The sequence below is a fragment of the Corynebacterium sp. HMSC072G08 genome, from assembly GCF_001809185.1.
Taxonomy (GTDB): Bacteria; Actinomycetota; Actinomycetes; order Mycobacteriales; family Mycobacteriaceae; genus Corynebacterium; species Corynebacterium phoceense.
The window spans coordinates 1-12,609 of record NZ_KV796462.1 but is presented as its reverse complement, the minus strand read 5'-3'; the positions used below and the strand labels follow the sequence as shown (position 1 = coordinate 12,609).

Annotated in this window: 12 protein-coding genes, 1 tRNA gene and 1 pseudogene; 6 read left to right on the top strand and 8 right to left on the bottom strand. The window is 62.2% G+C overall.

What is annotated here, in order from left to right; all coding sequences use genetic code 11:
* Nucleotides 1-319 precede the first annotated feature (319 nt).
* Genes HMPREF2559_RS11270 through HMPREF2559_RS11260 form a run of 3 tightly spaced genes read left to right on the top strand, consistent with a single transcriptional unit; the run spans nucleotide 320 to nucleotide 2,664 of the window.
* Complete coding sequence (locus HMPREF2559_RS11270; protein ID WP_066492382.1) at nucleotides 320-1,699, top strand: glycine--tRNA ligase; 1,380 nt, start codon at nucleotides 320-322, stop codon at nucleotides 1,697-1,699.
* Nucleotides 1,700-1,701: 2 nt separating this feature from the next.
* Nucleotides 1,702-2,214, top strand: coding sequence for a hypothetical protein (locus HMPREF2559_RS11265; RefSeq protein WP_066492380.1), 513 nt, complete (start codon nucleotides 1,702-1,704; stop codon nucleotides 2,212-2,214).
* A gap of 6 nt (nucleotides 2,215-2,220) precedes the next feature.
* Nucleotides 2,221-2,664, top strand: coding sequence for a hypothetical protein (locus HMPREF2559_RS11260; RefSeq protein ID WP_066492375.1), 444 nt, complete (start codon nucleotides 2,221-2,223; stop codon nucleotides 2,662-2,664).
* 144 nt (nucleotides 2,665-2,808) lie between these two features.
* Here HMPREF2559_RS11260 and HMPREF2559_RS11255 read toward each other — a convergent pair whose 3' ends face one another.
* Both HMPREF2559_RS11255 and HMPREF2559_RS11250 read right to left on the bottom strand, forming a co-directional pair.
* On the bottom strand, nucleotides 2,809-3,687 hold the full coding sequence (locus HMPREF2559_RS11255; RefSeq protein WP_066492371.1) for a hypothetical protein: 879 nt from the start codon (nucleotides 3,685-3,687) through the stop codon (nucleotides 2,809-2,811).
* Nucleotides 3,688-3,812: 125 nt separating this feature from the next.
* Entirely contained in the window at nucleotides 3,813-5,798 is a 1,986-nt protein-coding gene (locus tag HMPREF2559_RS11250) for a TPM domain-containing protein (protein ID WP_070540804.1), read from the bottom strand.
* Nucleotides 5,799-5,817: 19 nt separating this feature from the next.
* Here HMPREF2559_RS11250 and HMPREF2559_RS11245 point away from each other — a divergent pair, with 19 nt between their 5' ends.
* A complete protein-coding gene (locus tag HMPREF2559_RS11245; RefSeq protein WP_066492363.1) occupies nucleotides 5,818-6,360 on the top strand; it encodes a YdcF family protein in 543 nt (180 codons plus the stop codon).
* 18 nt (nucleotides 6,361-6,378) lie between these two features.
* Nucleotides 6,379-7,671: a deoxyguanosinetriphosphate triphosphohydrolase gene (locus HMPREF2559_RS11240; protein ID WP_066492361.1), complete on the top strand. Its 1,293-nt coding sequence runs from the start codon at nucleotides 6,379-6,381 to the stop codon at nucleotides 7,669-7,671.
* On the opposite strand, the gene HMPREF2559_RS11235 is transcribed toward HMPREF2559_RS11240, so the two are convergent.
* Together HMPREF2559_RS11235 and HMPREF2559_RS11230 are read right to left on the bottom strand one after the other, a co-directional pair.
* Nucleotides 7,668-7,904, bottom strand: coding sequence for a hypothetical protein (locus HMPREF2559_RS11235; protein ID WP_068801977.1), 237 nt, complete (start codon nucleotides 7,902-7,904; stop codon nucleotides 7,668-7,670). The two genes, HMPREF2559_RS11240 and HMPREF2559_RS11235, sit on opposite strands and share 4 nt — an antisense overlap.
* Before the next feature lie 5 nt (nucleotides 7,905-7,909).
* Complete coding sequence (locus HMPREF2559_RS11230) at nucleotides 7,910-8,386, bottom strand: guanyl-specific ribonuclease (RefSeq protein ID WP_070540802.1); 477 nt, start codon at nucleotides 8,384-8,386, stop codon at nucleotides 7,910-7,912.
* A gap of 75 nt (nucleotides 8,387-8,461) precedes the next feature.
* On the opposite strand from HMPREF2559_RS11230, the gene dnaG reads away from it, so the two are divergent.
* The gene (dnaG, locus tag HMPREF2559_RS11225; RefSeq protein ID WP_070540799.1) at nucleotides 8,462-10,375 is read left to right on the top strand and encodes a DNA primase; all 1,914 of its coding nucleotides are present in this window, start codon (nucleotides 8,462-8,464) and stop codon (nucleotides 10,373-10,375) included.
* Nucleotides 10,376-10,517: 142 nt separating this feature from the next.
* Here dnaG and HMPREF2559_RS11220 read toward each other — a convergent pair whose 3' ends face one another.
* The 4 genes and pseudogenes from HMPREF2559_RS11220 to HMPREF2559_RS13350 all read right to left on the bottom strand — a co-directional run.
* The gene (locus HMPREF2559_RS11220; protein WP_066511559.1) at nucleotides 10,518-10,784 is read right to left on the bottom strand and encodes a hypothetical protein; all 267 of its coding nucleotides are present in this window, start codon (nucleotides 10,782-10,784) and stop codon (nucleotides 10,518-10,520) included.
* 193 nt (nucleotides 10,785-10,977) lie between these two features.
* A tRNA-Asn gene (locus tag HMPREF2559_RS11215) sits at nucleotides 10,978-11,050 on the bottom strand.
* A gap of 382 nt (nucleotides 11,051-11,432) precedes the next feature.
* Nucleotides 11,433-12,261: pseudogene (locus tag HMPREF2559_RS11210) on the bottom strand (transposase).
* Nucleotides 12,262-12,265: 4 nt separating this feature from the next.
* A partial coding sequence (locus HMPREF2559_RS13350) for a transposase (RefSeq protein WP_246818478.1) occupies nucleotides 12,266-12,609 on the bottom strand: 344 nt, incomplete at its 5' end.

Here is a 12,609-nt window from a genome sequence, read left to right as displayed (position 1 = left end):
GGTAAATCCTCCGTCGACGTGTATGACCTAGACACTATATCAATAGACCATTTTTGTGCATACTTGCCCTAGCTGGGAAGTTACTGTGGGACATTGGAAAAGTCTGGGTGAGTTTTTCCACTCTTTCTCAATGGTGTTATTCACCTGCGGCTAGGGATAATGTTTACGCATTTCACCCATAGTGTTAGGAACGTGCACTGTTTCCCTCCACCCCTTCCTGCCGGTCCGCCCCCGTACAGGCTAGGATAGGAGGCTATTGCAAGCGTCCGACGATTCGCCCTCAACCGCGAATCCGATCCGTAGGAGTGTAAAAGGAATCATGGCATCCGTCATCGACACCGTTGTTAGCCTGTGCAAGCGCCGCGGCCTGGTCTATCAGGCCGGCGAGATTTACGGCGGTTCCCGCTCCGCATGGGACTATGGCCCGCTGGGTGTCGAGCTCAAGGAAAATATCAAGCGCCAGTGGTGGCGCCACATGGTCCAGTCTCGCTCGGACGTCGTGGGCGTCGACACCTCCGTCATCCAGCCGCGCCAGGTGTGGGTCTCCTCCGGCCACGTCGAGGTCTTCACTGACCCGCTCGTCGAGTCCCTCTACACCCACAAGCGCTACCGCGCTGACCACCTCCTCGAGGCCTACGAGGAGAAACACGGCCACCCTGCTCCCAACGGTCTCGCTGACATTAACGATCCGGAGACCGGCCAGCCGGGCAACTGGACTGAGCCCAAGGCCTTCTCCGGCCTGCTCAAGACCTTCCTCGGCCCCGTCGATGACAAGGAAGGCCTGCACTACCTGCGCCCGGAGACCGCCCAGGGCATCTTCGTCAACTTCAAAAACGTCCTCACCTCCTCGCGCATGAAGCCGCCGTTTGGCATCGCCAACATCGGCAAGTCTTTCCGTAACGAGATCACCCCGGGTAACTTCATCTTCCGTACCCGCGAGTTCGAGCAGATGGAGATGGAGTTCTTCGTCAAGCCGGGCGAGGACGAAGAGTGGCACCAGTATTGGATCGACGACCGCTACAACTGGTACGTCGACCTGGGCATCGACCCGGAGAACCTCCGCCTCTACGAGCACCCCAAGGAAAAGCTCTCCCACTACTCCAAGCGCACCGTCGACGTTGAGTACGCCTTCGGCTTCACCGGCTCCAAGTGGGGCGAGCTCGAGGGTGTTGCTAACCGTACTGACTACGACCTCCGCGTCCACTCCGAGGGCTCCGGCGAGGATCTGTCCTACTTCGACCAGACCACCGGCGAGCGCTGGATCCCCTACGTCATCGAGCCGGCCGCCGGCCTCGGCCGTTCCATGATGGCCTTCCTCGTCGATGCCTACGACGAGGAAGAGGTCCCCAACGCCAAGGGTGGCACCGACAAGCGCGTCGTCCTGCGCCTCGACCGCCGCCTCTCGCCGGTCAAGGTCGCCGTTCTTCCGCTCTCCAAGAAGGAAGAGCTGTCCACCCCGGCCCAGGAGCTGGCCAACAAGCTGCGCGCCAACTGGAACGTGGACTACGACCAGTCCGGTGCCATCGGTCGCCGCTACCGCCGCCAGGACGAGATCGGCACCCCGTTCTGCGTCACGTACGACTTCGACTCCCTCGAGGACGGCTCCGTCACCGTGCGCGAGCGCGACTCCATGGAGCAGGAGCGTGTGAAGATCGACGAGCTCGAGTCCTACCTCGCCGCCCGCCTGGTGGGCTGCTAAGCATGCACTACACGAGCTGGGATCGCACCGATCGCTCTGCACCGCGTCTCCTTGCGGAGGCCGCAGAGCCGATCGGTGAGTTCACCGAGTCTTCCGCCACCGTTGCTGACGCCTACTGGCGCCTCGACGCCTCGGACCTCGGCGCCTCTGCCACGCTTGCCGATGACCGCGTTTTCCGCCTCGCCGGCAACGCCAGCCGCGACAAGCGGCTCGACGCGTCCCTCGACGGCCGCACCTTCGCGTTCATCTGCGAGACCTCCGGCAATTGGATCATCGAGGATGCCTCCGGCACGAAGGTCGCCCAGTTCACCTCGAAGAACCGCGGCGTGCGCGAGGCCATCCTCGAATTCGAGGGCGACTACACCGACCACGACCTCTCCGTCGAGGAAGTCGCCGCTCTCAGCTGGTTCACGCGTCTCATCCTTGAGGCGAAGACCTCCAGCGGCGCCATCGCCTGGATCGCCACGCTCGTTCTCGCGTCCCTCGTCGCCGTCGGCGCGCTGTTCCTGGGCTAGGTCACCATGTCGACTGAATACTGGACCTGGCGCCACGACGGCCTCACGGACCCCGGCGGGGCCGAGGCCGCCGCCGTGCGTGAGCACGTCATCCACTTCGCCCACGGCCAAATCCTCACCGAGGTCACCCGCGACGACATGCAGTTGGTCATCAAGGCCACGACCTCCGACGGCGAGGTCTTCACCGTCGCCCAAACCGGCTTCTCCGTCAACCGGCTCTCCGCCGTGTGCGGCACCCGTCGCTACACGCTCAACCGCACCCGGCGGCTGCGCCGCGAGCGCGCCATCATCGACGCCGCCGGCAACGTGGTCGCCCGCACCCGCCCCCACGGCTCCACCCTCGAGGTCTTCGACCACCCGCAGGACATGCCCATCCCAGACGTGGACTTCGTCTTCCTCACGTGGTGCTGCATGGAAGTCGACAACTCCGGCCACATCCGCCGCATGTAGCCATCGGCAACCACCCCCGCGGCCTCCACAACCACCTATCCCCGACAAAGGCAATGTCATAATAGCCATATGCGCTGGTCGCTTTAATTCACCCAAATTCCACGACCAGCGCATAGTGCCAACGGCACATTGCCTTTGTTTCTTTTACGCCGCTTTCCGCGCAAGCGCCGCCGATACCTCCGCGATGAAGCGCTCCGGCTCCCGGCGTAATTGGGCAGGGGAGTAGCGCACCATCTGATACCCCGCGTTGTGGAGCTGCTTCTCGCGCGCTCGCTCCGCCACGATGGTTTCCTCAGTCCCGCGATACGTCTGCCCGTCGTATTTCACGTCGCCATCAATCTCCACGACCACGTGCTCGTCCACGAGCAGGTCTACACGAACCCCCGGCAGCACCCGTACCTGCGGCCGAACCGCCGCTCCCGGAAGCCCCTCGATGAGCAGCGCCCGCGCGAAAGACTCATACGGCGACTCCGACGTCGATATTGCCAACTCGAGGCACCGTCGCGCGACCGTGATGTTCTTACACCGCCCCATCCGTGCAATCACAAGTGAGACATGCTCGCGGTAGTACCCCTGCCGCAGCAGCGAATCCATCGCCACCAGACCGTCCGCGAAGCCGTGGAAGCGCGCGGTATCGATGCACGCCCGCGGCCGTGACGTCACCCGCAGACCGTCAATCTCTCGATAATCGTCATCCGCCAAGATCAATCGCCTATACCGATATCCCGCGCTCCACTGCGTCCGACGCGGCAAGCCGCCTGCCGGCAACGTGAGCTCGACTTCTTCCTCACGCGCCGATAGGACCCATAATCCATGGATACGCGCCGCGGATTTCCCCACGAGCACCGCCTCCCGGACCGATAATCCTGCCGCGCGCACCCGCCACTCCTGTTGTTCGTGATAGGCGAGTGCCTCCCACTCCGCGCGGTCGCACGCGTACCCGCCCGCGACCTGAATGAGCTGTCCCGCAGCGACCAATGCCAGTGTTTCGTGTGTTGCTTCGTGCAATGCAATGAGGTTCATACCCCTAGAAAACCCACAACGGCGGCCACCCGCAAGCATGTACCCTGCATACCTGTGGATAACCGCCGTCTTGCACAATTTAGTGGGCAACCATGACCCTGCAACCTGTGGACAACACCCGAGGACTAGAACGCACCCGTCCTCGAACCGCCACCGCCCCCAAAGTCGCCTCCACCGAAGCCGCCCCCAAAGCCTCCGCCGTAGCCACCACGGTGTCCACCGCCGCCGAGCATCTGTCCAATGACCATGCCCGTGATGAGGTCACCCGCACCGGACGCCATCTGCTGGCGCTGCTGGCGCCGGCGGTAGTCATCGATATCGTTCTGCGCACGACGCTGCGCTTCCTGGGCCGCGGCAACTGCCTGACGCGCCAAATCCAGGGCACTACGAATGTCACGGTCACGCTGCTGCAACGCCTGCGCATGCAGACGCTTCGCATCCTCCAACGCGGTACGCGCCGAGGCACCCACCAAACGACCACGCGCCGAGATGAGGTCTTCCGCCGCCTGAATCGTGGACGAGGCCACCGAAATCTGCTGCGCAAACATATCCAGCTGGCGCGCATGCGTCTGCGTCACCTCACGCACCGTATCCAGCGCCTCATCGAGCCGCCCGTCCAGGGACATCAGCGTCGTGTAATGCCCCAACGGATCCGCCGCGCCACCCGCACGCGCCGCCTCAGCGGCAGCAGACGCCTCCGACAACAACGCCTCCAAGGACGCCCAGTCCGCCGAGGTCCCCTGGGATTGACCCTGCGCCTCAATCTGACGCGCCTCAGAAATCTCGCCATCAACCTCTGCAATGAGCGCGGACAGACCCTGCTGCGCCGTCGTGATCGTGGACTGCGCGTTCTCCACAGCCGACAGCAACCGGTCCGCAACCTCAATCGCGTGCTCGGAGTCACGAATCGCCCCCACGAGTCCGCCTTGCTGGCCAGCCGGCTTCGACTGCAACGAACGACCCAACGACAAGGACTTCTCTGCCTCATCCAAGGACACAGACGCCATCTGAGGATTATCCGCAATCGACTGCAGCATTTCCTCCGAGTACTGCTCCCGCAACGAATTCAACGTCGCCGTCGCCTGCGGCATACGCGCCCTCAAATCCACCGTCTTCTGCGTCAACTCATCAAGCTTCGAACCAGCATTGACCAACAAGTCGCGCATCGACGCAAACTCAGCTGCCTGCGCATCCAACGCATCATCCGCCTGCCCGCACGAGGACACAATCGACACCAAAAGCTCACGCTTCTGCGCCTCCGGCATCCCACGCTGCGCCTCAATCTGCTTATGCGTCGCAAACGCACGCTGCAGGGTCGAGGTGGACTGATTCATCGCCGCCGTAAACTTCCGCGCGCGCTCCGGCCCGAACTCCGCAATCGCAATGTCGAGCTCCTCCTTGCCACGGCGAATGGACTCATCTGTGGACACGAGCTCTTCCTGCGCGAGTTCCTCCAACACGGGCAGTGGCAACCGTGCTAACGCCGTCGTGTTCGTTGGCTCGATCTCCCGCGCGGACTCGACCGTCGCCGCGGTCTCCTTCTTAGTCTTCCGCTTCGACATCGCATACGCGCCGCCGCCCGCCGCGAGCACAGCCGCACCGCCGGCACCCAGCCACAGCGCGCCATCACCCGAGCCCGAGCTTCCCGATGCCGCCTCCACCACAGCGCTGCCCGCTCCAGCCCAATCGGAGGCAGCGAGCGAATCATAGGCGGCCTCAAAGAGTTTGTCCTGCGAGCCCGACGGCCACTCGGACCCCACGCTCACCGTCGCCTTACGTGCCTCGGTATCCACGACGAACGCCGCCGTATTCGTACCGCGCGAATCCACAATCGACTCCGCATAGGACTCGACCTGGGAATCCAGGCCCGTGGTGTAGACGACGTAGAGCAAACGTTGATCGGAGGACTGCAGCTGCGCAATCTGCGACTCCAAGTCGGACTTCTGCGACGAGGAGAGCACACCCGAGTCATCCGTCCCCTTCGCCGTGATCGAGGAAGCTGCCGGCGCCGCCTGTGCGACCGCCGTGCCCAGGAACACCGCCGGTGCGCCCGTGCCCAGTCCGATGAGTAGCGCGGCCACTGCCGCGCGTCCAACGCGCGAAAAAGTCATGCCACTAGACTACCCACTAATGGAACATGAACTCGGCCCAATCGTCATTTTGGGTGCCGCCCAGTATGACGGCCGCCCCTCCAAGGTCCTCCAAGCCCGTCTCAACGCCGCCCTTGCGCTTGGCACCGACCGCCACTTCGTGACGACCGGCTCCAACCTGCCCGGCGACCGCTTCACCGAAGCCGGCGTCGCCGCCCGATACCTCGAAGTCCGCGGCGCCACCCACATCACGGCTCTGCGCGAAGGCCACACCACCGGCGAAGAACTCGACGCTGTCAAGCGCGCTTTCCCGGACATCAAGGACATCACCCTCGTCACCGACCCCTACCACGCGCCGCGCGCCTGGCTCATCGCCCGTCGCCACGGCTTCCGCGCGACAACCGTCACCGCCAAAGACTGCCCCATCCACTTCCCACAGGCATCCTGGTTCCGCTGTGTCATCCACGAAGTCGGCGGCATCCTCGCGCTTGTCATTCCTGGCCTCACACCCGCCCTGCACCGCCTCGAGCGCATTATGCGCCCCAACTGGAGCGCGCGCCACGACCAGCTCGAACGCGAATAAACGCTAGGCTTAACCTCGATGTATTCCTACCAACCCGCCGATACCGAGCGCCTCTTCGACGAGTCCCCCAAAGGCTCCTCTTTCGCCCACGACGCTCGCCCAGATCATCGAGGCGCCTTCTCCCGCGACCGCGCCCGCGTGCTCCACTCCGCAGCCCTGCGCCGCCTCGCCGATAAAACGCAGGTCGTCGGACCCCGTGACGGCGACACACCCCGCACCCGCCTTACCCACTCTCTCGAGGTCGGCCAGATCGCCCGCGGCATCGGCAGCGGCTTGGGCCTGGACCCGGACCTCTGCGACATGGCCGGGCTTACCCACGACATCGGCCACCCGCCCTACGGACATAACGGCGAGACCGCCCTTAACGAGGTCGCCCAGAATGGCTTCGAAGGCAACGCCCAAACCCTGCGCATCCTCACCCGCCTCGAGCCCAAAGTGGTCGCGACCGTGAACGGTCGCGAGGAAAGTTATGGACTTAACCTCACCCGCGCCGCCCTCGACGCTGCCTGCAAATATCCCAAGCTCAAGACCAACCCGGACGGCACAACGAACCGCAAGTACGGCTGCTACGACGAGGACGCCCACATCCTCGAGTGGGTCCGCCAAGGCCACACCGACGGCCTTCCGCCCATCGAAGCCCAAGTCATGGACTGGTCAGACGACATCGCCTACTCCGTCCATGACGTCGAAGACGGTATCATCTCCCGTCGCATTTCCCTGTCCGTCCTCTGGGACTTGGTGGAGCTTGCCACCCTCGCCGAAAAGGGCGCCCAGGCCTTCGGCGGGGATGCAGCAGAGCTTCTCGATGCCGCCGATTCCCTCCGCCGTCTCGACGTCATCAATGCCATCGGCGATTTCGACTACTCCCTGCGCGCCTACACCGATCTCAAGAAGATGACCTCCGAGCTCGTCGGCCGCTACGTCGGCGCCACCGTGGGTGCCACCCGTACCGCCAACGCAGACCTCCTCGCCGAGAACAAGCTGGGCCGCACCAACGGCCACCTCGTCGTCCCCGAACTCGCCCAAGCCGAGGTCAAGCTGCTCAAAACCATCGCGGTCCTCTATGTCATGGACGTCCCCGCGCACCTCGCGCGTCAGGACCGCCAACGCGAGCGCATCTACCGCGTCTATGACTACCTCGTCGCCGGCGCCCCCGGCTCCCTCGACGCCATGTTCGCCGGCTGGTGGCTCGCCGCCGACTCCGACGCCGAACGCGACCGCGTCATCATCGACCAAATCGCCTCCATGACCGAGTCACGCCTCGAGCGCCTGGCCAAGCGCAGCGCCGAGCTTTCCGGCTTCATGGACTAGCGAACCAACTTCACACCCTCAGCCTCTAACACCCGCACCAGATCCTGGTAGTCATGCAGCTCGAGCGCCATATCTGCGGCCACAATCACGTCAACGCGGAATTCGCGCACAAAGTCGGCAAGTGCGTCGAGGTTGCTGGGAGCAGGGGAGTCTCCCACAAAGTGCATCTTGCCCAGGGCGGCAAAGAATTCCTCGCGCGTGCGCAGCGGTTCGGTGATGAGAACTCGGTTCATGATGGTTACCCTTCCGCGTCGGGAATAGTGCAGAAGCTTTCGTAGTGGTCGTCGGTGTAGTACCAGACGTCGGGGTCGGTGTCGGAGCCGCCGCCGGTGACGATGCGGCGCGTGCCGCGATGGTTAAGCCCCGGCGTCTCGACGGTGTATTCGCGGTAGTAGTCCCGCGACTCCTTCGGCAGCACGCCTTCGTAGTTGCCAAACCGCACGTTGTCGTTGTCGGGGTACTCGTACGGCCCGCCGGCGAGGATATCGTCGACCGTCTCCGCCGCCTCAGCCGGCAGCGTGTCCAGAGCACACGAGCTTTCCGATGCCCCCTCAGCCTCCGCCGTCCCAGATGCTGAGGCAGGAGCAGACGTCGCCGACGACGAAGCCCCAGAATCGCCCTTCAAGTCGATGCCAAAATAGCCCGCTACGAGGACCAGCACCACGCCGCCGATGACGGCAGGCAGTGATTTCTTCGAGGGGGTAGAGTGCGCCATACCCCCATCATTGCAAACGGATAGCACCATGAAGAAATCGGTCGCTGATTTGCCAGTGCAGGTAATCTATTACCCATGGCGAAAGGCAGGATTCCGGACAGCGATATTCAAGCGATCCGTGAACGTGCACCCATTGAGGAAATCGTGGGGGAGTACGTACAACTAAAGCCTGCTGGCTACGACTCGATGAAGGGGCTGAGCCCATTCAAAGACGAGCGCACCCCGTCCTTCCACGTGCGCCCGCAGCGCGGCTACTATCACTGCTTCTCCACGGGCAAGGGCGGCGACGTCTTCAACTTCCTTATGGAGATGGAGCAGCTCACCTTCCCCGAGGCCGTCGAGGCCGTCGCCCAGAAGATCGGCTACCACATCACCTACCAGGGGGGTAGTGCCGCCGCCCGTGAGGAAAAGCCAGGCCTGCGTCAGCGCCTTATCCAGGCGAACAAGGCGGCGCACGATTTCTACCGCAAGCAGCTCGAAACCCCCGAGGCAGCACCTGGCCGAGATTTCCTCCTCAACCGCGGCTTCTCCCAAGAGATCATTTACGACTTCCAGTGCGGCTACGCTCCCGAGGGCTGGGACACGCTTACCAAGCACCTCATCCGCATGGGCTTCTCCTTCGAGGAACTGGAGAAGGCCGGCCTGTCCAAAATGGGCAAGCGCGGCCCCATCGACATGTTCCACCGTCGCCTCATCTGGCCCATCAAGGACCTCGCCGGCAACGTCATCGGCTTCGGCGCCCGCAAGCTCTTCGATGATGACCCGATGGGCAAGTACATGAACACCAGAGAGACGATGCTCTACAAGAAGACTAAGGTCCTCTTCGGCATTGATCTCGCCAAGAAGCACATCGCGGAGGGCCACCAGGCCGTCATCGTCGAGGGCTACACAGACGTTATGGCTATGTACGCCGCCGGCGTCAAGACCGCCGTCGCCTCCTGTGGCACCGCCTTCGGTGAGGACCACCTCCAGATCCTCCGCCGCCTCATGCTCGACGACTCCTACTTCAACGGCGAGCTCATCTACACCTTCGATGGCGACGAAGCCGGCCAGAAAGCCGCTATGCGCGCCTTCGAAGGCGACCAGAAGTTCACCGGCCAGTCCTTCGTCGCCGTCGCCCCCGAGGGCCTCGACCCCTGCGACTTACGCATCAAGCGTGGCGATGCCGCCGTCCGCGACCTCATCGCAGACCGCATCCCCATGTTCGAGTTCGTCGTGCAGACCATCATCACCGGCTACCGCATCGACACTGCCGAGGGCCGCCTCCAAGCCCTGCGCCGCGCCGTCCCCGTCGTCGCCGACATCCGGGACAAGCCCCTGCGCGACGAGTACGCACGCCGCCTTTCCGCGTGGGTTGGCTGGCCTGACCCCATGGAGGTCCTCCAGCAAGTCGAGCAGGCCCACCGTGCACCTAAGAAGGAGAAGCGCACCATTCGTCGCTTCGACGACTCCAAGCAGGCTCCTGCGGCGCAGGACGTCCCGGTGCTCCATCGCCCCAACCCGAAGGACACTCATCTCTGGCCGCAGCGTGAGGCGCTGAAAATCGCCCTCCAGTACCCGCAGAACGCCGGTGAGTACTTCGATGGCATCGATGCCGCCAGCTACACCAACCTGGCCTACCGCGCCGTGCGCGAGGCCATCTCCAAGGCCGGTGGCATTGCCACCGCGCTGACGATGCCCCCCGTCGAATGGGTCGCACGAGTCAGCGAGCAGATGCCCGACGTCACCGCCCAGAGCTTCATCTCGGAGCTCGCCGTCGAGGAAATCCTGCCCACCGACGTCGACATGAACGTCTACACCGACTCCGTGCTCTCCCGTCTCCAAGAGTCCCGCGTTGGCGACCAGATTGCTCTCATCAAGGCCCAGCTCGGCCGCATGCGCCCCTCCGATGACCAAGCGGCGTACAACTCCCTGTTCTCGGATCTGGTTGCGCTAGAACAAGCTCGCAGGGAGCTCAACGAGCGCGCGTTCCGCAGTGGGCAGAACTAAGAAATTAACCATTTTCGACGCGGCCAGTAATCCGCCGTCACTTTTTGCTACTTAACCCAAAAATTCGGAATGAGCACTGCCCTCAGGGCAGTGCTCATTCTGGCTACTAGTGTGCAATGCACACTAATATCAGCCTAAACCACTAATCTTGGTCGGGTTCGTACACGGTATCCGAATTGTCGAATTGACCCGAATTCCGCCGTCCGCGTGAGAGATCCTTGACCTCTTTCATTCTCGGTTCCGGATCGAGACGGTTGGCAATTGCCCGACGAGTGCCGTTAACAAGCGTCTTGGTGGCAGGGGAGTTCACCAGCTTTTCGTAACCATCCTTGATCTGGTGGTAGCGCTTTCGGCCCGCCTTAGTGCCGAATACGTAGCCTGCCGCGGCGCCAACAACAAACTGGATCATCTGTGGGGAGCTTCCTTAATGGTTTGAGTAGTAGGTATGCGGAACATAGCCTACCTACTTCTCGCTTTCGACGTCTCGTGCCCCTCCAATACGGCCTGGGAACTAGAAAGGCCTTTGGCTACTTAGCCCCGGTTAGGCATCAGAGCCAGAGGAAAACGAAGAAAGCCGCCCTTTCAGGCGGCTTCGTTGAGTGCTCCTCCAACTGGGCTCGAACCAGTGACCCTTCGATTAACAGTCGAATGCTCTGCCAACTGAGCTATGGAGGAATATCACGGGGAATCTCTTGCGTTCCCTTGCGACGTGAATAAACTATATCGGTGATGTCTGATTGAAACAAATCGCCTGGTAAGTAGGGATTTTCTCGACGATGGCAGCCAGGGGTCGATCAGGCAACAGGTCTCGTTCGTGGGTGCCTGTTGCCTGTGATCTGCACAGAATAATGGGTAGAAAACCGGTTCCATCAGCAAGGCCAGCATCCTTGTAAACCGGGGCCGCGGGGGAGGTCGGAGACCTTGATATTTGGGGCTGAAAGGCAAATTGATGCGTGAAGCGGGTCAGGTCCGTGTAGGTGGTGGATGAGTTCTTTCGAATCGTCGGTGATCTGTGAGCAGGGATCGGGTCCGGCACGGGCCTGGGCGTGGTTGGTCATTAGGCTGCAATCTCCTTGCCTGCCGGGGTGGTGGTGTCGGCGTCGATGACATTGGCTGTGATCAACGCCTTGGTTTGCTCTAGGCTTGTCAACGGCATGGAGCGTTTCTGCTGAATCCACACATCATGCTGCTCAGCAAGGACGGCCCCGACTAAGCGAATCACAGCATCACGGTGGGGCAAGATACCGACAACATCAGTGCGCCGGCAGATCTCGCGCTTGAGCCGTTCGGTGGGGTTATTCGACCAGACTTTGGTCCACACTGACTTCGGTGTGTGTAAACGCCAACACATCATCAAGTTGTTCTTCGAGCTAGTTTGCCACATGCGGAAATTTCGCCTGGCAGAATTCCACCACTTCCCGAGCCTGAGCCCACACCGCTTCAGCATCGGGTTGTTGGAAGATCGTGTGGAACGTCGCCGATAATGTCGGCCACTGGGTCTTTGGCACCATGGACGAGAGGTTCTTAGCGAAGTGAGTGCGGCACCGTTGCCAGGAGGCATTTGGCAGCACATCAGACACCGCTGCTTGAATTCCTACGTGAGCGTCACTTGTCACCAGGTAGACATCACCTAGACCGCGGGCTTTTAAGTCCCTGAGGAAGCCGGGCCACGAGCCGGTGGACTCAGCGGTAGCTATTTTGCATGCCTAATAGTTCTCGGTAGTCGTCATTGTTGACACCGGTTGCTAGGAGCACACTCGTTTGACCACGCGTCCGCCTTCCCGGACTTTCATCGTCAGCGCGTCGCACGAGAGGTAGTAGTACGGGCCGGTATCCAGTGGCCGGGTGTGGAAATCCTCCACTATCGAATCCAAGTCGTTGGCCATCTCACTAACTTGTGACTTCGATAGATTCATCGATGCCGAGGGTGGCGACCAGGTCGTTCATCCTGCGGGTAGACACATCGACGATGCCGACCCGTGTATCCAGTGGTCGGTGGCGGTAGTCGTTGCGGTGGTTGACGCGGTTGTCGCTGGTGGTGCCCCAGTCAGCGCCGCAGACAGTATCGGCTTGGGCAGAGAGAATTTGGTTGATGAAATCACCGAGCATTTCACGCATCAGATCGGGCGATGCTTGGGTGAGTAGCTCTTCGAGATACGCGGTCGGGTCGATAGACTCAGGGCCAGCGGCCATTATGGATGTAGGGCCTGACCCCTGGAAAGTAGACACGTCGG

What these genes read in the sequence shown, in the direction of transcription:
- HMPREF2559_RS11265 (WP_066492380.1), top strand. Translation starts at nt 1,702, where the DNA reads ATGCACTACACGAGCTGGGATCGCACCGATCGCTCTGCACCGCGTCTC.
- dnaG (WP_070540799.1), top strand. Translation starts at nt 8,462, where the DNA reads ATGGCGAAAGGCAGGATTCCGGACAGCGATATTCAAGCGATCCGTGAA.
- HMPREF2559_RS11270 (WP_066492382.1), top strand. Translation starts at nt 320, where the DNA reads ATGGCATCCGTCATCGACACCGTTGTTAGCCTGTGCAAGCGCCGCGGC.
- HMPREF2559_RS11235 (WP_068801977.1), bottom strand. Translation starts at nt 7,904, where the DNA reads ATGAACCGAGTTCTCATCACCGAACCGCTGCGCACGCGCGAGGAATTC.
- HMPREF2559_RS11250 (WP_070540804.1), bottom strand. Translation starts at nt 5,798, where the DNA reads ATGACTTTTTCGCGCGTTGGACGCGCGGCAGTGGCCGCGCTACTCATC.
- HMPREF2559_RS11230 (WP_070540802.1), bottom strand. Translation starts at nt 8,386, where the DNA reads ATGGCGCACTCTACCCCCTCGAAGAAATCACTGCCTGCCGTCATCGGC.
- HMPREF2559_RS11240 (WP_066492361.1), top strand. Translation starts at nt 6,379, where the DNA reads ATGTATTCCTACCAACCCGCCGATACCGAGCGCCTCTTCGACGAGTCC.
- HMPREF2559_RS11260 (WP_066492375.1), top strand. Translation starts at nt 2,221, where the DNA reads ATGTCGACTGAATACTGGACCTGGCGCCACGACGGCCTCACGGACCCC.
- HMPREF2559_RS11245 (WP_066492363.1), top strand. Translation starts at nt 5,818, where the DNA reads ATGGAACATGAACTCGGCCCAATCGTCATTTTGGGTGCCGCCCAGTAT.
- HMPREF2559_RS11220 (WP_066511559.1), bottom strand. Translation starts at nt 10,784, where the DNA reads ATGATCCAGTTTGTTGTTGGCGCCGCGGCAGGCTACGTATTCGGCACT.
- HMPREF2559_RS11255 (WP_066492371.1), bottom strand. Translation starts at nt 3,687, where the DNA reads ATGAACCTCATTGCATTGCACGAAGCAACACACGAAACACTGGCATTG.